Here is a 20,477-nt window from a genome sequence, read left to right as displayed (position 1 = left end):
GATCTCGTCTCCTAGTTCGCCACGGTGAGCTGGACGGTGTCCGACTTCGCCACCGGCCATCCCGGAAGCGGCCGCTGGCGGAGCACCGTCCCGGGCTCGCGGTCCGCCGCCGGCTCGCGCGCGACCGCCCCCGAGCGAAACCCGCACAGGGTGATCCATTCCTGCGCGGCGCGCAACGAGCGGCCCCGGAGGTCCGGCATGATCCAGACCTTCGGCCGCTCGCCGTCGGAGACCAGACGATCGACCCGCTCCCCCGATGTCGCGAGCGCGCCGGCCGCCGGGAATTGATCCATGACCTTGCCCGCCGGTACCGAGGCGTCGTGGACGCGCGTCTCGAATCCGGAGGAGAGGCCCTGGCGCCGGATCTCGAGATCCGCCTGGCGCGCGGGTGTGCCGACGACCGTGGGAACGCTCAGGGTCTCGCCGCCGAGGCTCACGACGACGCGGATGACGCGCCCGCGCCTCACGCTCGTCTTCGCCGCCGGCTCCTGTGACAGGACGCGCCCCGGCGATACCGCCGGGTCGTGCCGCTCCTCGCCGACCTCGAAGCCGAGCCCGAGCGCCGCCGCCTCTTCCGCCGCATCCGCGCGCGGCTTGCCGCTCCAGTCCGGCACCTCGAGCACGCTGCTGCGGCGATCCGCGCGGAACGCGACGCAGAACGACGTGAGGCCGACGGCGCCCGCGACCGCCGCGCTGCCGGCGATCCACGCCCCGATCCGGGCGGCCCTTCGCCAGCTCATGAGGTCGACACCTCGTCGGGCAATTCGTTCTCGTCGTCGCCGCGACGGGGGAAGTGCTCCGCCAGCTGCTTCCCGGCCTCGCCGATGGCGCGGACGAGACCTCCTGCGTGATCACCCGCGGCGAACGATCCCGCCAGGACGTCGCGCAGCGACTCCCAGAACGCGACGCCGACGCGCTCGTGGATGCCGGCGTCGCCGACGACGGCGAAGAGACGCTCGTCGACCGCGACGTAGAACAGGATGCCGTTCCGCTCGCGTGTTCGGTCCATCCGGAGGCGGACGAACCAGCGGCGCGCGGCCTCGAGAGGCCGTCCGCCGGAGCGGCGCTCGAGGTGCACGTGGATCTCGCCCGAGGTCCGAGACTCCGCGGCGCGGATCGCCTCGACGATCCGGTGCTCGTCGGCCGGAGCGAGGAGGGCCGTCATCGCGTCACCATGATCCCGACGCGCCTCCACCCCCCGACATCCCGCCTCCGCCGGAGAATCCGCCGAAGCCTCCCCCGCCGCCACCACCGCCGCCGCTCCAGCCGCCTCCGCCCCAGCCTCCCCCGCCTCCGCCAAACCCGCCGCCTCCCCACCAGAACGGGCCTGTGCGGAAGACGTTGCGGCGTCCCCTGCCGGAGATGCCTCGGCCGCTCTGAGACGCGATGATGATGAAGATCACCAGGATCCCGAACGGAATGAGCGGAACCCACCACGACGAGCCGCGCCTCCGCGGAGGGGGCGCCTTGGCGACGTACGTGCCCTGCGTGACCGCGACGATCGCGTCGACGGTCGCGGTGACGCCGCCGTCCCAGTCGCCCCCGCGGAGCGCCGGGAACAGGTGGGTCTCGAGGATGCGGCGCGAGAGCGCGTCGGTCAGCTTGTCCTCGAGGCCGTAACCGACCTCGATGCGGGCGCGGTGGTCCTTGACGGCGATGAGGAGGAGGACACCGTTGTTCGTCCCCTTCTGGCCGAGCCCCCATCGCTCGAACGTCTTGACGGCGACGTCCTCGATCACGGCGCCGTCGAGCGACGGGATCGTCGCCACGACGATCTGGTTCGACGTCTGCTGCTCGAACGAGGCGAGGCGCTCGCCAAGCGTCCGTTCCGTGTCGGCGGAGAGGACGCCGGCGTAGTCGTTGACGCGCGCCGCGGGCTTCGCGGGAACGTCGAAGCCGAGGGCCGCCCCCGCCGCGAGGAGCGCGATCGAGGCGGCGAGGAAGCCGCGGAGCGCTCGGATCAGAACTTCACCTGCGGGGCCTTCTCGCTCCCCGAATCGGCCTGGAAGAACTCCTTCGCCTTGAACCCGCGGAGGCTCGCGATGAGCGAGGCCGGGAAGACGCGGATGGCGGTGTTGTAGTCGGTGACGGCGGTGTTGAACCGCTGCCGCTCCTGCGCGATGCGGTTCTCCGTCCCCTCGATCTGCGATTGCAGCTCGAGGTAGTTCTGGTTCGCCTTGAGGTCGGGGTAGTTCTCCGCGACCGCGAGGAGGCGCGAGAGCGCGCCGGACAGCTCGCCCTGGACCTTCTGGAACTGCTGGAACTTCGCCGGGTCGTTGACGACCTCCGGCGTGACGACCATCTGCGTCGCCTTCGCACGCGCGTCGATGACCGCCTGGAGGGTCGACTTCTCGAAGTTCGACGCCCCCTTGACCGTCTCGACGAGGTTCGGGATGAGGTCGGCCCGCCGCTGGTAGACGTTCTCGACCTGAGCCCAGGCCCCGTCGACCGCGACCTGGCGGGCGATGAGCCCGTTGCTGATGCCGACGCCCCAGAAGAACACGGCGCCGACCACCACGACGAGGACCAGAGCGACGATCCCGCAGCCCAACATCCGCTTCATGAGAGACCTCCGCGAGGGCGCATCCTACCTTCACTCCGAACGCCGCGTCAGGAGAACCGCGTAGAAGCCGTCCTGCGGCGCATGCGCGGGGCTCGTGCGGAGGATCTCGCCGGTCCTGGAGAAGGCCGGGTGCGCGTCGAGGAACGACGCGACGACCTCCTCCCCCTCCTCGGGCTCGAGCGAGCAGACGGCATAGCCGAGCCGCCCGCCGGGGCGGACAAGCGCGGCGGCCGAGGCGAGGATCTTGCGCTGGCGCGCGGCGAGCACGGGGAGATCGTCCGGCCGCAGGCGCCAGCGGATCTCCGGATGGCGACGGAGGGTGCCGGTCCCGCTGCACGGCGCATCGACGAGGACGTCGTCGAACGTCCCGGCGAGCGGCGCCTCCCGCGTCATGTCGGCCGCGACGGTCACGATCGACGTGACGCCGACGCGCCCGGCGTTCGCGACGACGCGTCGCAGCCGGTGCGCATGGCGATCGAGCGCGACGACGACGCCGCCCTTCGCGAGGCGTGCGGCGAGGCCGAGCGACTTCCCCCCGGGGGCGGCGCAGACGTCGGCCACGCGCGGCCCGACACGATCGCCGAAGAGGCGCACGACGCGCTGGGACGCTTCGTCCTGCATCCAGAACGCGCCGGCGCGGAACGCCTCCGTCTGCTGGGGCACGCCGCTCGTGACGCGGAGCGCGCCGGGGACCTCGGCGCACGGCTCGGTGACGACGCCCTCGCGCGCGAGCGCTTCGGCCAGTCCGGGTCCCCGCGGCGCGAGCGTCGTCGCCGCGGGCTCGTTGTCCGCGGCGAGAAGAGCATCGGCTTCCTCCCAGCCGAGCCTCCGGACGAGGCGCTCGACCCACCAGGCCGGGTGCGACCGGTAGAGGGCGAGCGCCGCCGCGTCTCCTCGAACGGGCGCCGGCGGAAGGAGCGCCTCGCCTTCCCTCGCGACGCGGCGCAGCACGCCGTTGACGAACCCCGCGGCCTTCGCGTGACCGGCCTCCTTGACGAGCGTCACCGCGGTGTCCACGGCGGCGAAGTCGGGCACGCGATCGAGGAAGAGAATCGAGTAGGTCCCGACGCGGAGCGCTTCCCTCACCGCCGGCTCGATCCCGTCGATCGGGCGCGAGGCGACGCGCGCGACGGCGTGGTCGATGACCGCACGCCGGCGGAGAACGCCGAGGACGATCTCGGTCACGAGCGCCGCATCGCGCTGATCGCGGGAGGGAGGCCGGCTCTCGAGGAGCGCCGACGCGAACGCGCCCGCCTCCTCGACGCGCCTCAGGATCCGGTACGCCTCACGCCGCGGGTTCGATACGCTCAAGACGATCCCCCGGCGCGAGCTGCCGTCCCGCGGCGGCCTCGCGTGCCGTCACGACGCGCCGCCCCTCGAACTGGACCGCCTCGAGCGCGGCCACCGTGCCGTCCGCGCACGCGAGCCGGAGCGCGTCGAGGAGCGTGCCGGCGGGGGCGTCGCTGAGGTCGCCGTCGAGCGCAACGGCACCGGCGAGGCGGAGGCGGCGGCCGGCGCAGCGGGACCAGACGCCGGGCCACGGATCGAAGCCTCGGACGCGCCCCTCGAGGTCGGCCGCGGTCCACCCCGGATCCCACGCGCCGTCGCCGCGCGTCAGGATCGGGGCGTACGTCGCGCGCGCGCCGTCCTGGGGGTGCGGAACGATCGTGCCCGCCGCGAGCCCATCGAGCGTCCGTACGAGGAGTTCCGCCCCGGTCACCGCGAGACGCGCGAGGAGCGCCGGGGCGTGCTCGCGCGGGAGGATCGGCACAGCCTCCTGAAGGAGGACGTCGCCGGTGTCGAGCCCGCGGTCGAGGCGGAACGTAGAGACCCCGGTCTCGCGCGCCCCGCGCGCCAGCGCCCACGCGACCGGAGCCGCCCCGCGGAGCGCCGGGAGCATCGAGAAATGAACGTTGATCGCTCCATGAGGCGCCGCGTCGAGGACACCCTGCGGAAGCAGGCGTCCGTAGGCGACGACGACGAGCGCGTCGGGGGCCGCCGCCTCGAGCGCGGCGGCAAACGCCGGATCCTTGACCGACTCGGGCTGCACGACCGGGAGCCCCACCTCGCCGGCGCGCACCTTCACCGCGGGAGGCCGCGGCGTGCGGGAGCGGCCCACCGGGCGATCGGCGCGGGTCACGACGAGGGCGACGTCGACGCCGTGCCGGAGGAGCGCATCCAGGGTGGGGACCGCCGTCTCCGGGGTCCCGAAGAACGCGACCCTCACGGCACGGGCGGGCGCTCGAACGTCATCGTCCAGTCCCCCGCCTTGATCCGCTTCTTGATCTGCCGCTTCACCAGCTCGCGCTTGAGCGGCGAGAGGTTCATGAGGAACACGCGCCCTTCGAGGTGCTCGATCTCGTGCTGCATCGCCCGCGCCAGGAGGCCGTCGGCGGAGACGCGGAACGTCTTACCCTCGAGGTCCTCGGCCTCGATCGTCGCGTTCTTCGGCCGCTCGATGTCGAGGTGGATGTCGGGGAACGACAGGCACCCCTCCTCGGCGGTCTCGGCCCCGGTCGCCTCGACGACCCGCGGATTGATGAACACCCGAAGCTCCCCCGGCGTATCGCCGACCGAGAGGTCCACGATGCAGAGCCGCTTCGCGACCCCGACCTGATTCGCCGCGAGCCCGATCCCTGGGGCGGCGTACATCGTGTCGACCATGTCGCGGACGAGCGCCTTCACCTCGTCGTCGATCGTCTCCACGCGCTCGGTCGGAGTCAGGAGGACCGGATCGGGATACAAGACGATGGGCCGGAGCGCCATGGGGCGACGGTACCATCCGCTTCGAAAGGCCGTCAACACGCGGGGCCGCCGTCCGCTCGTCAGGACACTCGCAGGGGCGCCGGAGGACAGGTTCGGCCGGTTCGACCGGAACGGCGGCGTTTTCGATGACCGTCCCCGTGGCACGTCGGGTGCAATGCACCAGGGTGTCGGGAGGACCAACGACCATGAGAACCGCGACACGCACGATGGCAGCGGCCCTGACCCTGATGCTCGGGTTGGCCGTCCCCGCGTTCGCGCAATCGGACGACCCCCAGCCCCAGGCGTACTCCGACGACTACTTGAACGGCGACTACGGCCGCATCCGGTTCGAGGAGGGCGGCGCCACGATCGTGCGCGCCGACGGCAACACCGACTCGGGCGACCGGGCCGGAGTCAACGCACCGATCTTCCCCGGCGACACGCTCCGCAGCGACGGTCGCGCCGAGGTCCAGCTCGCCGACGGCACGCTGCTGCGGCTCGACCACGGGACCGAAGTCGCCTTCCAGGCCCTTCCGGAGCCCGGCGCGAAGTATCAGGACAACAGCGTCCTCGTGCTTCAGGGCGGCGTCCTTCGGATCGCCCACCGCGGGAACGGCAAGGACGAGTTCCGCATCGACACGCGCGACGCCTCGATCTACGTGCTCGAAGAAGGCGACGTGCGGATCGACGCCGACCGGCGCGGCGGCACCCGCGTGAACGCGCTCCGCGGCGTCGCGGAAGTCGTCGGCAACGAGAGCTCGGTCCTCGTCCGCGGCGGGACGGGCACGTCGGTGGCGCAGGGGTCCGCCCCGGCGGAGCCGCAGCCTCACACCTCCTTCGCGAGCGACGGGTTCGACCGCTGGTGCGCGACGCGCGACGCGGCCTACCGTCCGAACGAGCAGATGGCCCAGGGCGGCCAACCCGACCAGGGCCAGGTCCCGCAGGAAGTGCAGCCCTATTACAACGAGCTGTCGACCTACGGCTCGTGGAACAACGTTCCGACCTACGGCAACGTCTGGACGCCGAGCGGCGTTCCCTCGGGCTGGCAGCCGTACGGGAGCGGCTACTGGAACTACGGTCCCGGCGGCTACTTCTGGGTTTCCAGTGAGCCGTGGGGCTGGGCGCCTTACCACTACGGCAACTGGCAGTGGGTTCCGAGCTACGGCTGGTCCTGGATCCCCGGCGACGTGTTCGCGGGTGCCTGGGTCTCGTGGTCGTGGGGCTCGGCGTACGTCGGCTGGGCGCCGCTCGACTACTGGGGCCACCCGGGGTGCGCCGGCGGGGCCTACGCGTATGGCTACTACGGCCCGGGCAGCTGGACGTTCGTCAACTACAACAACGTCTACGCGTCGAACGTTCACCGGTACGCGGTGCCGATCGGATCGATTCCGCCGAACGACCTGCGCCACGCGAACGTCGTGACCAATCCGCCGCGCGTCGATCCGCGCCACTTCGCCGGATCGCGCGAGCTGCAGCAGAAGGCGTTCCAGGAAACGGCGCTCGACCGGTCGGGCCGGATGCGGCCTCTCGACGAGACCGCGCTCCGCTCGCGGCCGTCGCGAACGATGAACGACATCCGCCGGGACATCGTCCGTTCGGAGCCCCAGCGTCCGGTGAGCCCGCGCGCGGCGGTGACTCAGCCGTCGTTCGCGCGGCCTCAGGCGCCGTCGAACGGGTCGCGCACGTTCAACGGGAACGGGAACGACCCGTGGGCGCGTCCGCGCCGCATCCTGGAAGACCCGCGTGGCGCGGCACCGTCACGGACGCCGCAGCGCCGCGTCTTCGAGGAGTCGGATACCGCTCCGCGCTCGCACGCCGCCCCGAATGGCGGCCTCGACCGGCGGCCGACCGGAACCGACGGCGTGCGCGACCTCTACCAGCGCATGTCCCGCCCGCGCGAGACGCGGCCGCAGGAGATCGCGCCGCAGACCGAGCGGAGGAACGCGTTCGTGCCGGTCCCGTCGCGCGAGCAGGCGATGCCGCAGCGGCAGCAGCCGCAGCGCTTCGAGCCGCAGCGCCCGCAGCCGCAGCAACGGGTCGACCCGCCTCGTCCACAGCAGCAGCCGCAGCGGTTCGAGCCGCGGCCTCAGCCGCAACCGCAGCGCGCGCAGCCTCAGCCCCAGCGTCCCCAGCCGCGGCCTCAGCCGGAGCGTCAGGGCGGTGGAGGCCAGGCGCATCCGAATCAGGGACACGGCGGCGGCAACGACAAGCACCACTGACCATTCGATAGGATCGGCCGTCCCCCGCCCCCCCTCACACGGGGTCCGGCCCGAGCCGGCGACGTAGGGTCGCCGGCTCGTTTTCTTTTCACTTCCTCGCGGCGCGAAGCTCGAGCGCATCCAGGAGCTTTCCGTGGATGCCTCCGAAGCCGCCGTTCGAGAGGACCGCGACGACGTCGCCGGACCTCAGATGCTCTTGCAGGTAGCCGACGATCGCGTCGACGCCGGGGAGGAATCGCGCGGGGCGTCCGCGCGCGGCGAGATCGCCGACGAGGCGGCCGGGATCGAGGCGCTCGGCGGGCGCGAGCTGATCGGCGCCGAAGACCTCGGCGAGCACGACCTCGTCCGCATCGTCGAACGCCTCGGCGAGCCGCGCCTGGAAGACGTTGCGGCGGAGCGACCACGAGCGCGGCTCGAGGACCGCCCACACGCGCCGTCCGCGATAGCGCTGCTTCACCGCGCGCAAGGTTTCCGCGATCGCCGTCGGGTGGTGCGCGAAATCGTCGAGGACGAGGACTCCGCCCGCCTCGCCCTTCACCTCCATGCGCCGGCGCACGCCGCGGAACGACCGGAGCCCCGACGCGATCTCGCGCGCGCCGAGCCCCTGCTCGGTCGCGGCGGCGATCACGGCGAGCGCGTTCCTGACGTTGTACTCGCCGGCGAGCGGCATCGCGATCTGCGCGAAGTCGAGGCCGTCGCGCGTCACGCGGAACCGCGTGCCGCCTTGCGTGTGCTCGATCGCCGACGCGCGCCAGTTGCCGCTCGACAGGCCGTAGCCCTCGATGCGCGCCTGCGCGTGCGACGTCACGTCGACCGTCGTGCGGCAGTCCTCGTGACGCACGAGCAGGCCGCGCCGCGGCACGATGTTCGTGAGCCATCGGAAGACACGGCGGACCTCTTCCTCGTCGCGGTAGATGTCGGCGTGGTCGTACTCGACGGTTCCGATGAGCGCGGTGTCGGGGCGGTAGTGCATGAACTTCGGGCCCTTGTCGAAGAAGGCGGTGTCGTACTCGTCCCCCTCGATGACGAACGCCGGCCCCTTCCCGAGGTGGTACGACGCATCGAAGTCCATCGGCAGGCCGCCGATCAGGAATCCGGGGTTCCGCCCGGCGTTGTGGAGCACCCACGCGAGCATCGCCGTCGTCGTCGTCTTTCCGTGCGTGCCGGCGACGACGATCGAGTGGCGTCCGGCGAGGAAGCGCTGCTCGATCGCGGCCGCCATCGAGAGGTGCGGCAGGCGGCGGTCGAGCATCTCCTCGGCCTCGGGGTTCCCGCGGCTCACCGCGTTCCCGACGACGACGAGGTCCGGGGCCGGCGTGAGATGGGCGGCGTCGTATCCCTCGAAGACCTCGATCCCCATACCGGCGAGGATCGTCGACGTCGGCGGATAGAGCGGGCCGTCCGATCCGGTGACCCGGCACCCCGACTGCTCGAAGAGTCCGGCGGCCCCCGCCATCCCGGTCCCGCCGATCCCGATGAGATGAACGTGCTCCTTCGCCACGGATCCTCCCGTCACTTTCCCCCGAAGAGCTTCTTCAGGAGGTTCTTCGTTCCCTCTTTCTTCAACTCCTTGACGACCCCTTCGCGGAGCACCTTGTCGACATCGAGCTGGACCTTCGGCGCCTGCGCGGTCCCGCGGATCTGCAGCGGGACGGTGAGCCGCCCCTCGCCGTTGACGCGGATCGAGAGCGCCGGCGTCTTCGCGACGAGCTGATCCGAGACCGCCTTCGAGAACGAGCCGAGCACGTCGAGGTGGAGCGCCCCACCGAGGCCGACGGTGCCGGCGCCGTCGGCGTCGAGATCGGCCGAGCGGAACTCGAGGTTCTTCGTCGTCGCCGTGCCCGACACGACGTCGAAGTCGGCGCTCAGGCGATCGAACGGGGTGTCGCTCTTCGCGATCCCCTTGGCCCCCGCGACCTCGAGGAGCTTCATGACCTGCTGAATGACACCGACGCTCTTGATCGTGCCGTTCGTGATCTCGACGTGGCCCGGGCCCGAGACGGTCGGCAGGAGCGCCTTCTCGCCGGCACGTCCGTGCAGCGCCACCTTCAGCGCCGCGGTTCCCTCGACGCTCCCCTTCTGCGCGGGCGCCAATGCCGCGATGAGCGCGCCGATCGAGACGCGGCTGACCGCCTGATCGACGGCGAACGCCCGCTCCGCGTCGAACGGATGCGCGCTCACGGTCCCCCGCCCCTCGCCGCCGAACGCCTGGAACGACGCGTCGTCGAGGCGGACCTCCCCGGCGTTCATCGTCATCACGGCGTGGACCGCCGTCATCGCGACCCCGGACGGCACCGCGGGCGGCGCCGTCCCGGCGAGCTTCGACGGGAAGTCCGCCAGCTCGGCGAGGTCGAGCCGATCGGCGTGGAGATCGAAGCGCCCGGCCGGCTGCGGGCCGAACGTCGCGTCGAGCGGCCCCGAGAGCTTGGACTTCCCGAGGTCGGCGCTGAGGTCGAGCTTCGCGTGAGGCTGCGGCGTGCTCACGCCGTCGATCGTTCCTTGGGCGCCGACGTGCGCGCCGGCGATCTCGGCGTCCGCCGAGCGGATCGCGAGCGCACCGTTCGCGAAGGCGACGGCGAAGCGTGCGTCGAGCGTCGGCTTTGCCGGCAGCAGATCGACCTTCGCCGTCGCTTTCCCAGCCGCGTCGATCGATCCGTCGGGAGCCAGGTGAAGCGTGCTGGAGAGCGAGAGGTCGGAGAGCAGAGGCTTGCCGTCCCGGAGGATCGCGGCGTGCTCGACGGTGATCGACTTCGCGTCGACCTCCCTGTGGAGAAGCGGCAGGAAGGCCACGTGCACCGACGTCGCTCCCGCCTCGACGAGCGGCACGCCGGCCGCGGAGCCGGACAGCGGCTCTCCGACGCGGAATTTGTCCGCGCTGAGCGCGAGCCCAGTCCAGAGCGTGAGGCGCGTCGTCCCGAGCGAGACCTTCCGGCCAAGGCTCTTCGAGAGCTCCGCCTCCGCGCGCGCGCGCAGCGCGTCGGCGTCGACGAGCCGGGGCAGCACGATCGCCGCGGCCACGAAGACGATCAGCGCGATCGCGGCGCACCCGAGGAGCGGCCGGCGCAATCTCATTCGACCGACACGTGAAGATCGGACGAGGCGAGGTAGCGCTGCGCCAGCCTCTTCCCGAGCGGCGGCCGCATGATCGAGCGGAACCGCTCGTGGTGGAGCAGCTCGCGGATGCTGCCCGCCGCGGCGGTCGCGGCCCGGTCGCCCGCCGCGATGCAGAACGCCGCCGCGTCGAAGTCGGCCCAGTGGATCTTCCGCACCGCCGGCTCGATGAGGACGTCGGCGAGGCGCCGGTGCAGCCCGGTCATCACCGCATCCTTGATCGTGTTCGCCCTCATGACGACGTCGATGCCGCGCGCGTAGCGCTTCGCGTCCTCGAGGTCGGCCGAGATGTCGACGCCGATGACCACGTCGGCGCCGAGGCGGAACGCGGGGAGCACGGGAATCTTGTCGACCCAGCCGCCGTCGATGAGGAGGCGGCCGTTCAAGCGCCGCGGCGGGAGGATGCCGGGGATCGCCGCGCTCGCCGCCGCGACGTCGCGCAGCTTCCCGTGGCAGAGGACGACCTCGTGCGCCATCTCGAGATCGACCGCGGAGGCGGCGAAGCGGATCGGCGTCGTCGAGATCTCGACGTCGGGGAGGATGCGCCCGAGGTTGCGCGCGAACTCCTCCGCGGAGATGAGCGACGGGCGCATCGTCGACATGCCGTAGACGATCCCGCGCCGGATGAGATTCTTGACCGAGAAGACGAGGCCGCCCCGCTTCTGTTTCGTCTCGCGGAGGAACGAGACGCGGTTCTTGCGGAACTCCTCGCTCCCGAGGAGGCCCTGCATGCGCCGCTCGACCTCGCCGATGTCGCCGAGCGCCGCGTACGCGCCGCCGATCACCGCCCCCATGCTCGTCCCCGTGATGATGTCGATGGGAATCCCCTCGCGCACGAGGGCGCGGAGGACGCCGATGTGGGCCATGCCCCGGGCCGCCCCCCCTCCCAGGGCGAGCCCGACCTTCAGTTTCCACGGGGGAAGCACCGGGGGAAGATAATGCTCCCGGCTGGGAGGCGTCGAGGGGGATGGACGACGACCGCCGAGAAGAGCGGGAACGGATGGTGGAGGCGCAGATCGCCGCCCGGGGCGTCCAGGACCCCGCGGTGCTGGAAGCGATGCGCACGGTGCCGCGCCACCTCTTCGTTCCCGAGACCGAGCAGCTCATCGCTTATTCCGACGGCCCCGTCGCGATCGGCCTCGGCCAGACGATCTCGCAACCGTTCGTCGTCGCGCTGATGACCGCGCTCGCGCGCCCGCATGCCGGCTCGCGCATCCTCGAGGTCGGCACCGGCTGCGGCTACCAGGCCGCCATCCTCGACGCCTGCGGCGCCTCCGTGTGGAGCATCGAGCTCGAGCCCGAGCTGTCGTCACGCGCGGCGGAGACCCTCGCATCGCTCGGCATGACGAACGCGCGCCTTCGCGTCGGCGACGGCTCCGCGGGCTGGCCCGAGGAGGCACCGTTCGAGGCGATCGTCGTCACCGCCGCGCCGCGCGCGATCCCGGAGGCTCTCCTCGATCAGCTCGCCATCGAAGGCCGCCTGGTGATCCCCGTCGGCGGCGCCACGCAAGATCTCCTCGTCGTCACGCGACGCACGGACGGCTTCCATCGCGAGAGCGTTCTGCCGGTGAGGTTCGTGCCGTTACGGTAAGGGGACAGTAACCAAGTTTTTCTTACACGCGAACTCTGCGTGTAAGAAAAACTTGGTTACTGTCCCCTTCATACCAGCGCAGCGGTGTTGTTGATGACGTGCGCGACGATCGGCGCGATGAGGCCGCCGGTCTTGCGGCGGAGCCCCAAGAGAACCGCCGCGAACACCAGATATGCCGGAATGAAGACCGGGATGCCGTGGATCGCGGCGAACGCCGCCGAGGTGATGACGCCGGACCACCGCGGGCCGACGCGTCCGTCGAACGCTTCGGTGAGACGTCCCCGGAAGTACATCTCCTCGACGACCGGAGCCAGGAAGCCCGCCCAGAGGATGAGCGCCGGCATGGGGAGGAGCTCGCGGAGGAGCGCCACCATGTCCGGCGGCGTGACGCCGGCGGTGTCGAGGAGCTTGCCGTAGACGACGTTGAACGCGAGCAGGAGTGCGCCGCCGGCGGCGCCCCACGCGAGGTCCTTGCCGCGCACCGCGAGCCAGGCGGCGATCGAGCGCGCGTTCGCGCGGAGCACGTGGATGCCGATGAGGCCGTGAAGCCCGAAGAGCGCCGCTCCGGGTGCCGCATCGGCCCAGCCGTCGCCCAAGGCCTGGAGCGCCTGGGCGACGAGCACGGTCACCGCGAAGGCGGCCAGGAGCCACGCCGCTTCGCCGAGCAGGAAGCGCACGAAAGCGCCGCGAGGTGGAACCTCCGGCGACCCGCCTCCTATAATCCGCGCTTCGTCCTGCGACAAGCGTCGCAAGGATGACATGGAGGCACAGGCATGGCCAAGCTGATCACGCCGCGCGCGGAGGACTCCTCGCGCTGGTACACGGACGTGGTGACGCAATCCCGGATGGCGGACTACTCGCCGGTGAAGGGATGCATGGTCATCCGACCGCACGGCTACGCCCTGTGGGAGAACATGCAGCGCGTCCTGGACAAGATGTTCAAGGACACCGGCCACGAGAACGCGTACTTCCCGCTCTTCATCCCGAAGTCGTTCCTCGCGAAGGAAGCGCAGCACGTCGAGGGGTTCGCGAAGGAGTGCGCGATCGTCACGCACTCGCGCCTGAAGGCGGAGGTCAAGGACGGGGTGACGACGCTCGTCCCCGATCCCGCGAGCGCGCTCGAGGAAGAGCTCGTCATCCGGCCGACGTCGGAGACGATCATCTACTCGATGTTCGCGAAGTGGGTCCAGTCGTACCGCGACCTGCCGATCCTGATGAACCAGTGGGCGAACATCGTCCGCTGGGAGATGCGCACGCGCCTGTTCCTCCGTACGACCGAGTTCCTCTGGCAAGAGGGGCACACCGCGCATGCGACCGAGGACGAGGCCGAGCAGGAGGCGCGGCGGATGCTCGACGTCTATGCGACGTTCGCCGAGGAGTACATGGCGGTGCCGGTCCTGAAGGGTTTGAAAACCGAGAAGGAGAAGTTCGCGGGCGCGGACCACACGTACTGCATCGAGGCGCTCATGCAGGACGGGAAAGCGCTCCAGGCCGGGACGTCGCACCACCTCGGGCAGAACTTCGCGAAGGCGTTCGACCTCAAGTTCCAGACCGAGGCCGGCGACTGGCAGCACGCGTTCAACACGTCGTGGGGCGTCTCCACGCGCCTGGTCGGCGCGATCGTCATGGCGCACGGCGACGACAACGGGCTCGTCCTTCCTCCGCGGTTGGCTCCTGTGCAGGTCGTCATCGTGCCGATCTGGAAGGGAACCGACCCTGTCGATCGCATCCTCGCGGCGGCGAAGGAGGTCGAGGCGAAGCTCAAGGACGCGGGCCTGCGCGTGAAGCTCGACGCGCGCGACAACCTCTCGCCGGGGTTCAAGTACAACGAGTGGGAGATGCTGGGCGTCCCCCTGCGCATCGAGATCGGACCGAAGGATCTCGAGAAGGGATCGATCTGCTGCGTGCGGCGGACGAACCGCCAGAAGGCGTTCGTGCCGATGGCCGACGCCGTGGTCGAGGTCCCGAAGATGCTCGACGCGATCCAGGACGAGATGCTCGCGGCGGCGCTGGCGCGTCGCGAGGCGCTCACGTTCAAGATCGACGACTACGCGTCGTTCAAGAAGCAGCTCGACGAGACCGGCGGGTTCCTCCTGGCGCACTTCTGCGGCGACACCGCGTGCGAGGTCGCGATCCAGGAGGAGACGAAGGCGACGGTGCGCGTGCTCGCCTTCGACCAGCCCGACGAGGCGGGCAAGTGCGTCCGCTGCGGCAACCCCTCGAAGAAGCGGGTGCACTTCGCGAAGGCGTACTGACGATGTCGCTCGACCTCCTGACGATCGTCCCCGAGGGCTATCGCGCCGCGCGTGAGGCGAAGCCGCCGGAGCGCCTCCGCACCGATCTCGCCCGCACCGTCGCGAAGACGATTCACGAGCACGCGCTCCTCCGCGAAGGCGATCGCGTCCTCGTCGCCGTCTCCGGCGGCAAGGACAGTTACACGATGCTCGACCTCCTGGAGGAGGCGCGGCGGAAGTCGCCGGTGAAGTTCACGCTGGTGGCGTTCCATCTCGACCAGGCGCAGCCCGGCTACGACGGTACCGCGCTTCGTGCGTGGCTCCAGGCGTCGGGCGTCCCATTCGAAATCCACCGGGAGGACACCTACAGCGCGGTCCTGGCCGATGCCGAGGAGCACGGCGGCGGGCGCACCTACTGCCGCCTCTGCTCGCGCTTGCGTCGCGGGATCATGTACTCCGCCGCGGAGCGGCTCGGCTGCAACAAGATCGCCCTTGGGCATCATCGCGACGACGCGCTCGAGACGTTCCTCCTGAACCTCCTCTACGCGGGGCGCCTCCAGGCGATGCCGCCGATCTACACCACGAACGACGACAAGTTCGAGGTCATCCGTCCGCTCATCGAGTGCGCAGAGGACGACATCGCCGCCTGGGCAGGGGCGGCGGGTTATCCCATCGTCCCGTGCAACCTCTGCGGCTCGCAGGCGAACCTCAAGCGCGACGCCGTCGCGGCGCTCCTCGCCGATCTCGAGCGCCGCATCCCGAACGTGCGCTCGGTGATGCTCGCCGCGCTGGGGAACGTCCGCCCGAGCCACCTCCTCGACCGCGAGGTCGCGGAGGCGTGGGCCGCGAAGGCCGCCGACTACCCCGACCGTCGCTAGTCAGAGGGGACAGCTTCCGAAACTCTGAAGTACGAGTTTCGGAAGCTGTCCCCTCTCAAATCCTAGTAGCGCAGCGAGAGCGTCAGATCGGGTTGTCCCGCGAGGTGCGCGAAGAGAACGTCGCGGCGGCGGCGTGCCTCGGCGACGTCGTCGGTCCCGAGCGAACGTCGGACCCGCTCCTTCCGCCAACCCGGAAGGTGGACGGTGAAGGCGACCCAGAAGAGCCTGCCGTTCCGCCAGAGGTGATGATCGGGGTGCATGTGGTGCCTCCTCCCACGAGGAAGACACCCGGAGAGCGCGGGTCCTCCGCGCCGGGCACTTGTTTGGCCTCGGCCCTTCGGCCTCGGCCCGCATCCCCCGCGCAACGACCGCGGGGTTGGCACCTTGGGATGCCCTCCCAGGTTGCCGGACCCGCCAAAAGCAGGCGGGCCGCTCCGGATGACGCGTTCAAGTTACCGGGGAAACCCGGGCGCGGCAACCCCCACGCCGTGTCATAGCGCCGCGAGGCGGCCGATCAGGTCGACGACCCGGCACGAATAGCCCCACTCGTTGTCGTACCAGGCGATCGTCTTCACGTAGCGGCCGCCGAGGGAGCGCGTGCAGAGAGAGTCGAACGTCGCCGAGTGGGAGTCCTGGATGATGTCCGAGGAGACGATCGGCTGATCGCAGTAGGCGAGGATCCCGGCGAGCGGAGGCTTCGAAGCGGCCGCGCGAACGGCGTCGTTGATCTGCTGCGGCGTGGCGTCCCGCTCGAGCTCGGCGACGAGATCGACGGTCGAGCCGTCGGGCACCGGCACGCGCATCGCGATCCCGTCGAGCTTGCCCTTCAGCTCGGGCAGCACCTTCCCCACCGCCCTCGCGGCGCCGGTCGTCGTCGGGATGATGTTCTCGTTCGCCGCGCGCGAGCGCCGGAGATCTTTGTGCGGGACGTCGGCGAGGCGCTGGTCGTTCGTGTAGGCGTGGACGGTCGTGATGAGTCCCCTCTTGAGGCCGAACGCCTCGTGGAGCACCTTCGCGACAGGCGCCAGGCAGTTCGTCGTGCAGCTCGCGGCCGAGACGATGCGGTGCTCCTTCCTCAAGACCCCGTCGTTCACGCCGACGACGACCATCGCGTCGACCTCGTCCTTGGCCGGCACGGTGAGGATGACGCGCGCCGCGCCCGCCTCGACGTGCTTCATGCACTCGTCCTTCTTGCGGAACTTTCCGGTCGCCTCGATGACGACGTCGATGCCGAGCGCCTTCCACGGGAGCTTCGCCGGGTCCTTCTCCTCGAGCATGCGTACGGACTGCGTGCCCGCGTGCATCGTGCTCCCCTCGATCGTGACGTCGCCGGGGAACCGGCCGAACACGGTGTCGAAGCGCGTGAGGTACGCGAGGGTCTCCTTCGGCGAGATGTCGTTGATGGCGACGACGTCGACGTCGTCCCGGCCGGCGAGGATGCGGAAGACGGCGCGCCCGATCCGCCCGAACCCGTTGATCGCGACCTTGGGCTTCGTCATCGTCCGACCCTCTCCGCCGGGACCGCTTCGAGCGCCGCGAGGCGCGCGATCAGCTCGGTGACGCGCCGCGCGTAGCCCCACCCGTTGTCGTACCAGGTGATCGTCTTCAGCATCGTGTCGCCGAGCACGAAGGTGGAGAGCCCGTCGAACACCGCCGAGTGGTCGTTGCCGACGACGTCGCTCGAGACCACCGGCTGGTCGGTGTACTCGACGATCCCCTTGAACGTCGTCGCGGAGGCGGAGCGGACGACCTCGTTGACCGTCTCCGCCGTCACCGAAGTCTTCATCCAGGTCACGAGGTCGACGGTCGAGCCGTCGGGGACCGGCACGTTGAGCGCCATGCCGTCGAGCTTGCCCTTGAGCTGCGGGAGGATCGACTCGACGACCTGCGGCGAGAACGTCGTCGTCGGGATGATGTTCTCCGCCGCGGCGCGCGAGCGTCGGATCTCGTCGTGGGGGACGTCGGCCAGGCGCTGGTCGTTCGTGTAGGCGTGCACCGTCGTCATGAAGCCGCGCTCGATCCCGAACGCGTCGTCCAGGATCTTGCAGATCGGGGCGAGCGCGTTCGCGGTGCACGAGGCGTTGCTCACGAGGCGCACGTCGGGGGTGAGGACGTCGTCGTTCACGCCCATCACGACGAGCGCGTCGAGGTCATCGCGCGGCGGCACCGTGAGGACGACGCGCTTCGCCCCGCGGTCGAGGTGCTTCTGGAGGAGCGCGCGCGTTCGATACTTGCCGGTCGCCTCGACGACGATGTCGACGCCGAGCGCGGCCCAGTCGACGTCGCCCGGCGCCTTCTCGTGGAGGAGGCGGATCGCGCGGCCGCGCGCGTAGAGCGCATCCCCCTTGACCCACACCGGCGCTTCGAAGCGGCCGTGCACCGTGTCGTACTTGAGCAGGTACTCGAGCGCCTGCGGCTCCGCGATGTCGACGATCGCCGCGACCTGCAGATCGTCGCGGTCGTGCAGGATCTTGAAGACGTTGCGGCCGATGCGGCCGAAGCCCATGAGACCGATGCGAGTGGTCACGACGCTCCTCCGTTGCGGCGGCGGCAATCGGGGCAGGGACAGGCCTCCCGGAGCGACTCGAACGCGTAGATCCCCGTGTCGTGGCCGTCGCTCCAGACGATCTGGACGGCGTACGATCCGACCGGGACGAGCTTGGCGATCGCGACCTGCCCCGCGACGGGAGCCTTCACGATCCGGAGCGGGTCGGGGGCCGCCGCCGGCTCGTGCGTTCCGCGGCACATGGCGCAGGGACAGGCGCGGCGCAGGTCGTCGAAGGGGAGATACGACTCGTGGCCGTCGGCCCACGCCAGGGCCAGCTCGCGGCCGAAGACGGCGATGTTCCTTGGCTTGAACGACTTGGGATCTGCGTTCATCGGGATTCGCTAGTGTACTCTGCGCGCCAGAACCTCAACGGGGTTCTGAAGTCTTGGGAACCTTCGAGTAAATGGAGCGTTACACCCAGGCGTCGGGCGAGACCGCGGACGAGCGGGCCGCCGAGGATCTAAGGGCCGTTCAGGCCGTCCTCGCCGGAAAAACCGAGCGATTCCGCGATCTCGTCACCCGGTACCAGAACCTGGTGGCCGGGATCGCCTGGCGGTCGGGATGCCGCCGCGAAGACACGGAGGACGTGGTGAGCGAGGTCTTCTTCAAGGTGTACCGGAATCTCCACCAATTCCGTCCGGATCACGCCTTCTCGACCTGGCTCTACAAGCTCACCGCCAACCACGTCGTCGATCGCTCCCGCCGCATGAAGAAGGAGCGCGGACGTACCGAGATGCCCGAGCAGGTCGTCGACCGTACCCCCGGCGCGGAAGACGACATGGAATCGGACGAGCGGCAGTCGCTCGTGAGGTCGGCGCTCGCCGACATCGACGATCGTTACCGCGAGGTCATGCATCTGGTCTACGTCGAGGGCCTGAAGGTCGACGAGACCGCGCGGGTCCTGGGCGTCCCCGAGGGGACCGTGAAGACGCGCCTCATGCGCGGCCGCGAGGCCCTCAAGAAGATCCTGGTCCACCGGAACCCGGAGCACTTCAAGTGAGAGAGCCGATCGATCTCCGGAACGACGATGCGCTCGACGCGCTCCTCAGGGAGTCGCTCGAGGGCGCGGGCGCGCCCGCGCCCTTCGAGGTCGACGTCGCCGACGCCGTCATGATGCGGATCGCCGAGGCCGGGCCGCAGCACCGCGCGGAGCTCGTCCGCTGGGCGATCGCCGCCGCGCTCGCCGGGGTCGCGCTCCTCGCGTCGGCCCTCTGGCACGGCCCGTCGCTCGACCAGGTCGTCGTCGAGGTCTCGAAGACGACGGCGATCACCGCCGACACCGCAGCCAAGCTCTCGCGCCCGGCGGAGACGATGGCGCAGCAGTGGTCGCACGCGCTCACCACGCTGCTCGCCGCCCTTCAGACCCTCGCGCGGCCGCTCGCCGCGTTCCGTCCGCTGGCTCAGCTCACCCTCACCGCCGCGATCGCGGCGATGGCGGCGTTCTCGCTCTGGGTCGTCGGACGCGATCTCCGCTTCGCACGCCAGAAGGAGCAGGCATGACCCTCGTCCCGCGGCTCGCCCTCGCCGGCGCCCTCGCCGTCCTCCTGAGCGCCACGTCTTCCCCGGCGAAGCCGCCGGCCCCGCAGCCCGCTCCCGCTCCGCCCGCCGAGACGAAGTCGGTCCCCGCGACGCCGGTCGTGCCGGACGCGCCCGAGCCGCCCTCCGACTCCCATCGCCGCCACACCCACGGCGGCGGCGATCGCGGCGGCTACAACGAGGACGTCACGATCGGCCCCGACGAGGACTACAGCGGCGACGTCGTCTGCGTCATGGGCCACGCGAAGATCGAAGGGCACGTCAGCGGCAGCGTGACGGTCGTCATGGGCACGCTCGACGTCTCGGGGAGCGTGTCGGGCAACGTCGTCAGCGTCATGTCCCCGACGAAGCTCGCCTCCTCGACCCTCATCGAAGGCGATCTCGTCCACGTCGGCGGCTCGTTCGAGCGGAACGGCGCCACGGTGAACGGCCAGGTCACCAAGGTCCCGCTGCCGTTCCTCGACGGTGGCCTGAGCGGCGCCGGCGCCCTCGGATCGAGCCTGCTCCGCGGGCTCTTCCTCTGGGTCAAGCTCCTCTTCCTCTTCCTGTTCTTCGTGTGCGCGCTGCTCCTCGCCGCGATCGTCCCCGACCGGATCAAGCTCATCAGCGAGGAGATCCCCGTCCGGCTCTTCACCGCGATCCTCGCCGGCCTCATCGGCTACATGCTCTTCGCGATGATCGAGCTGTTCCTCGCGGTGACGATCATCGGCATCCCCGTCGCGGCGCTCCTCTACCTCGTCTTCACGGTCCTCAAGTGGCTCGCGATGTGCGGCGTCTTCCACCAGGTCGGCTTCCGCATCGGCCGCGCGTTCGGGCGCGACATGAGCCTCGTCGGCGCGCTCGTCCTCGGCTGGGCACCCTTCGCCCTCCTCCGGCTCGTCCCCTGCTTCGGAATCCTGCTGTGGTTCCTGATCGAGATCGTGGCGTTCGGTGCGTTGATCTTGACGCGCGTCGGCACGCGGCGGAGCCCGCCCCTCGTCGTCGTGCGGCCGCCGGCGCCTCCGGCCGCGCCGCCCGCGATCGATCCGGGGGTCTCTCCTGTAGTCTGATCG

22 protein-coding genes are annotated in these 20,477 nt (G+C 70.5%); 7 read left to right on the top strand and 15 right to left on the bottom strand.

All coding sequences use genetic code 11. The features are described 5' to 3' along the window. Positions 1-11: 11 nt before the first annotated feature. The 7 genes from VFV19_11870 to def are packed head-to-tail and all read right to left on the bottom strand — an operon-like array spanning position 12 to position 5,329. Positions 12-740 carry a PASTA domain-containing protein gene (locus VFV19_11870; GenBank protein HEX4824998.1) on the bottom strand — a complete coding sequence of 243 codons (729 nt, stop codon included), beginning with the start codon at positions 738-740 and terminating at the stop codon, positions 12-14. After that, positions 737-1,165, bottom strand: a complete 429-nt coding sequence (locus VFV19_11865) for a TPM domain-containing protein (protein HEX4824997.1) — start codon at positions 1,163-1,165, stop codon at positions 737-739. The genes VFV19_11870 and VFV19_11865 overlap by 4 nt, the downstream gene beginning before the upstream one ends. Before the next feature lie 4 nt (positions 1,166-1,169). Continuing rightward, the gene (locus VFV19_11860) at positions 1,170-1,928 is read right to left on the bottom strand and encodes a TPM domain-containing protein (GenBank protein ID HEX4824996.1); all 759 of its coding nucleotides are present in this window, start codon (positions 1,926-1,928) and stop codon (positions 1,170-1,172) included. 32 nt (positions 1,929-1,960) lie between these two features. Next, complete coding sequence (locus tag VFV19_11855; protein HEX4824995.1) at positions 1,961-2,563, bottom strand: LemA family protein; 603 nt, start codon at positions 2,561-2,563, stop codon at positions 1,961-1,963. Between the two features lie 30 nt (positions 2,564-2,593). Further along, positions 2,594-3,874: a 16S rRNA (cytosine(967)-C(5))-methyltransferase RsmB gene (gene rsmB, locus VFV19_11850; protein ID HEX4824994.1), complete on the bottom strand. Its 1,281-nt coding sequence runs from the start codon at positions 3,872-3,874 to the stop codon at positions 2,594-2,596. Then, positions 3,849-4,790 (bottom strand): methionyl-tRNA formyltransferase, encoded by a 942-nt coding sequence (gene fmt / locus VFV19_11845; protein ID HEX4824993.1) that lies wholly within the window; start codon positions 4,788-4,790, stop codon positions 3,849-3,851. The genes rsmB and fmt overlap by 26 nt, the downstream gene beginning before the upstream one ends. After that, entirely contained in the window at positions 4,787-5,329 is a 543-nt protein-coding gene (gene def, locus VFV19_11840; protein HEX4824992.1) for a peptide deformylase, read from the bottom strand. Before def ends, fmt begins: the two co-directional genes overlap by 4 nt. A 185-nt stretch (positions 5,330-5,514) precedes the next feature. Here def and VFV19_11835 point away from each other — a divergent pair, with 185 nt between their 5' ends. Continuing rightward, the gene (locus VFV19_11835; GenBank protein ID HEX4824991.1) at positions 5,515-7,527 is read left to right on the top strand and encodes a DUF6600 domain-containing protein; all 2,013 of its coding nucleotides are present in this window, start codon (positions 5,515-5,517) and stop codon (positions 7,525-7,527) included. A gap of 88 nt (positions 7,528-7,615) precedes the next feature. Here the strand turns inward: VFV19_11835 and mpl are convergent, their stop codons facing one another. From mpl to VFV19_11820, 3 genes are read right to left on the bottom strand one after another with little or no spacing between them, the layout of a single operon-like run. Continuing rightward, positions 7,616-9,028 carry a UDP-N-acetylmuramate:L-alanyl-gamma-D-glutamyl-meso-diaminopimelate ligase gene (gene mpl / locus VFV19_11830; protein ID HEX4824990.1) on the bottom strand — a complete coding sequence of 471 codons (1,413 nt, stop codon included), beginning with the start codon at positions 9,026-9,028 and terminating at the stop codon, positions 7,616-7,618. An 11-nt stretch (positions 9,029-9,039) separates the two neighbouring features. Then, entirely contained in the window at positions 9,040-10,599 is a 1,560-nt protein-coding gene (locus VFV19_11825) for an AsmA-like C-terminal region-containing protein (GenBank protein ID HEX4824989.1), read from the bottom strand. Beyond that, on the bottom strand, positions 10,596-11,564 hold the full coding sequence (locus tag VFV19_11820; protein ID HEX4824988.1) for a patatin-like phospholipase family protein: 969 nt from the start codon (positions 11,562-11,564) through the stop codon (positions 10,596-10,598). The genes VFV19_11825 and VFV19_11820 overlap by 4 nt, the downstream gene beginning before the upstream one ends. A 41-nt stretch (positions 11,565-11,605) precedes the next feature. Between VFV19_11820 and VFV19_11815 the strand changes: the two genes are divergently transcribed. Beyond that, positions 11,606-12,229, top strand: a complete 624-nt coding sequence (locus VFV19_11815; protein ID HEX4824987.1) for a protein-L-isoaspartate(D-aspartate) O-methyltransferase — start codon at positions 11,606-11,608, stop codon at positions 12,227-12,229. A 68-nt stretch (positions 12,230-12,297) separates the two neighbouring features. Here VFV19_11815 and VFV19_11810 read toward each other — a convergent pair whose 3' ends face one another. After that, entirely contained in the window at positions 12,298-12,906 is a 609-nt protein-coding gene (locus VFV19_11810) for a CPBP family intramembrane glutamic endopeptidase (protein ID HEX4824986.1), read from the bottom strand. A 96-nt stretch (positions 12,907-13,002) separates the two neighbouring features. Here VFV19_11810 and proS point away from each other — a divergent pair, with 96 nt between their 5' ends. Together proS and ttcA are read left to right on the top strand one after the other, a co-directional pair. Next, entirely contained in the window at positions 13,003-14,484 is a 1,482-nt protein-coding gene (proS, locus tag VFV19_11805; protein ID HEX4824985.1) for a proline--tRNA ligase, read from the top strand. Between the two features lie 2 nt (positions 14,485-14,486). Continuing rightward, the gene (gene ttcA, locus VFV19_11800; GenBank protein HEX4824984.1) at positions 14,487-15,341 is read left to right on the top strand and encodes a tRNA 2-thiocytidine(32) synthetase TtcA; all 855 of its coding nucleotides are present in this window, start codon (positions 14,487-14,489) and stop codon (positions 15,339-15,341) included. A 62-nt stretch (positions 15,342-15,403) separates the two neighbouring features. On the opposite strand, the gene VFV19_11795 is transcribed toward ttcA, so the two are convergent. From VFV19_11795 to VFV19_11780, 4 genes are all read right to left on the bottom strand, one after another. Further along, entirely contained in the window at positions 15,404-15,601 is a 198-nt protein-coding gene (locus tag VFV19_11795; GenBank protein HEX4824983.1) for a hypothetical protein, read from the bottom strand. A gap of 231 nt (positions 15,602-15,832) precedes the next feature. Then, positions 15,833-16,840: a type I glyceraldehyde-3-phosphate dehydrogenase gene (gene gap, locus VFV19_11790; GenBank protein ID HEX4824982.1), complete on the bottom strand. Its 1,008-nt coding sequence runs from the start codon at positions 16,838-16,840 to the stop codon at positions 15,833-15,835. Further along, positions 16,837-17,868, bottom strand: coding sequence for a type I glyceraldehyde-3-phosphate dehydrogenase (gene gap, locus VFV19_11785; protein ID HEX4824981.1), 1,032 nt, complete (start codon positions 17,866-17,868; stop codon positions 16,837-16,839). Before gap (VFV19_11785) ends, gap (VFV19_11790) begins: the two co-directional genes overlap by 4 nt. Continuing rightward, the gene (locus VFV19_11780) at positions 17,865-18,221 is read right to left on the bottom strand and encodes a DUF971 domain-containing protein (protein ID HEX4824980.1); all 357 of its coding nucleotides are present in this window, start codon (positions 18,219-18,221) and stop codon (positions 17,865-17,867) included. The genes gap (VFV19_11785) and VFV19_11780 overlap by 4 nt, the downstream gene beginning before the upstream one ends. Before the next feature lie 71 nt (positions 18,222-18,292). Between VFV19_11780 and VFV19_11775 the strand changes: the two genes are divergently transcribed. The 3 genes from VFV19_11775 to VFV19_11765 are packed head-to-tail and all read left to right on the top strand — an operon-like array spanning position 18,293 to position 20,474. Beyond that, complete coding sequence (locus VFV19_11775) at positions 18,293-18,889, top strand: sigma-70 family RNA polymerase sigma factor (GenBank protein HEX4824979.1); 597 nt, start codon at positions 18,293-18,295, stop codon at positions 18,887-18,889. Further along, entirely contained in the window at positions 18,886-19,389 is a 504-nt protein-coding gene (locus VFV19_11770) for a hypothetical protein (GenBank protein HEX4824978.1), read from the top strand. The genes VFV19_11775 and VFV19_11770 overlap by 4 nt, the downstream gene beginning before the upstream one ends. Further along, the gene (locus tag VFV19_11765; GenBank protein HEX4824977.1) at positions 19,386-20,474 is read left to right on the top strand and encodes a hypothetical protein; all 1,089 of its coding nucleotides are present in this window, start codon (positions 19,386-19,388) and stop codon (positions 20,472-20,474) included. The genes VFV19_11770 and VFV19_11765 overlap by 4 nt, the downstream gene beginning before the upstream one ends. The last annotated feature ends 3 nt before the right edge of the window (positions 20,475-20,477 follow it).

This window comes from Candidatus Polarisedimenticolaceae bacterium (genome assembly GCA_036275915.1).
Lineage (GTDB): Bacteria > Acidobacteriota > Polarisedimenticolia > Polarisedimenticolales > DASRJG01 > DASRJG01.
Note: the sequence above shows the minus strand (reverse complement) of the source record. Positions and strands in the feature narration are given on the sequence as shown.

Bases quoted from the DNA above. Each gene is read 5' to 3' on its own strand.
- VFV19_11870 (HEX4824998.1), bottom strand. From the start codon at position 740: ATGAGCTGGCGAAGGGCCGCCCGGATCGGGGCGTGGATCGCCGGCAGC.
- VFV19_11865 (HEX4824997.1), bottom strand. From the start codon at position 1,165: ATGACGGCCCTCCTCGCTCCGGCCGACGAGCACCGGATCGTCGAGGCG.
- VFV19_11855 (HEX4824995.1), bottom strand. From the start codon at position 2,563: ATGAAGCGGATGTTGGGCTGCGGGATCGTCGCTCTGGTCCTCGTCGTG.
- def (HEX4824992.1), bottom strand. From the start codon at position 5,329: ATGGCGCTCCGGCCCATCGTCTTGTATCCCGATCCGGTCCTCCTGACT.
- VFV19_11835 (HEX4824991.1), top strand. From the start codon at position 5,515: ATGAGAACCGCGACACGCACGATGGCAGCGGCCCTGACCCTGATGCTC.
- VFV19_11825 (HEX4824989.1), bottom strand. From the start codon at position 10,599: ATGAGATTGCGCCGGCCGCTCCTCGGGTGCGCCGCGATCGCGCTGATC.
- VFV19_11815 (HEX4824987.1), top strand. From the start codon at position 11,606: ATGGACGACGACCGCCGAGAAGAGCGGGAACGGATGGTGGAGGCGCAG.
- proS (HEX4824985.1), top strand. From the start codon at position 13,003: ATGGCCAAGCTGATCACGCCGCGCGCGGAGGACTCCTCGCGCTGGTAC.
- ttcA (HEX4824984.1), top strand. From the start codon at position 14,487: ATGTCGCTCGACCTCCTGACGATCGTCCCCGAGGGCTATCGCGCCGCG.
- VFV19_11795 (HEX4824983.1), bottom strand. From the start codon at position 15,601: ATGCACCCCGATCATCACCTCTGGCGGAACGGCAGGCTCTTCTGGGTC.
- gap (HEX4824982.1), bottom strand. From the start codon at position 16,840: ATGACGAAGCCCAAGGTCGCGATCAACGGGTTCGGGCGGATCGGGCGC.
- VFV19_11780 (HEX4824980.1), bottom strand. From the start codon at position 18,221: ATGAACGCAGATCCCAAGTCGTTCAAGCCAAGGAACATCGCCGTCTTC.
- VFV19_11775 (HEX4824979.1), top strand. From the start codon at position 18,293: ATGGAGCGTTACACCCAGGCGTCGGGCGAGACCGCGGACGAGCGGGCC.
- VFV19_11765 (HEX4824977.1), top strand. From the start codon at position 19,386: ATGACCCTCGTCCCGCGGCTCGCCCTCGCCGGCGCCCTCGCCGTCCTC.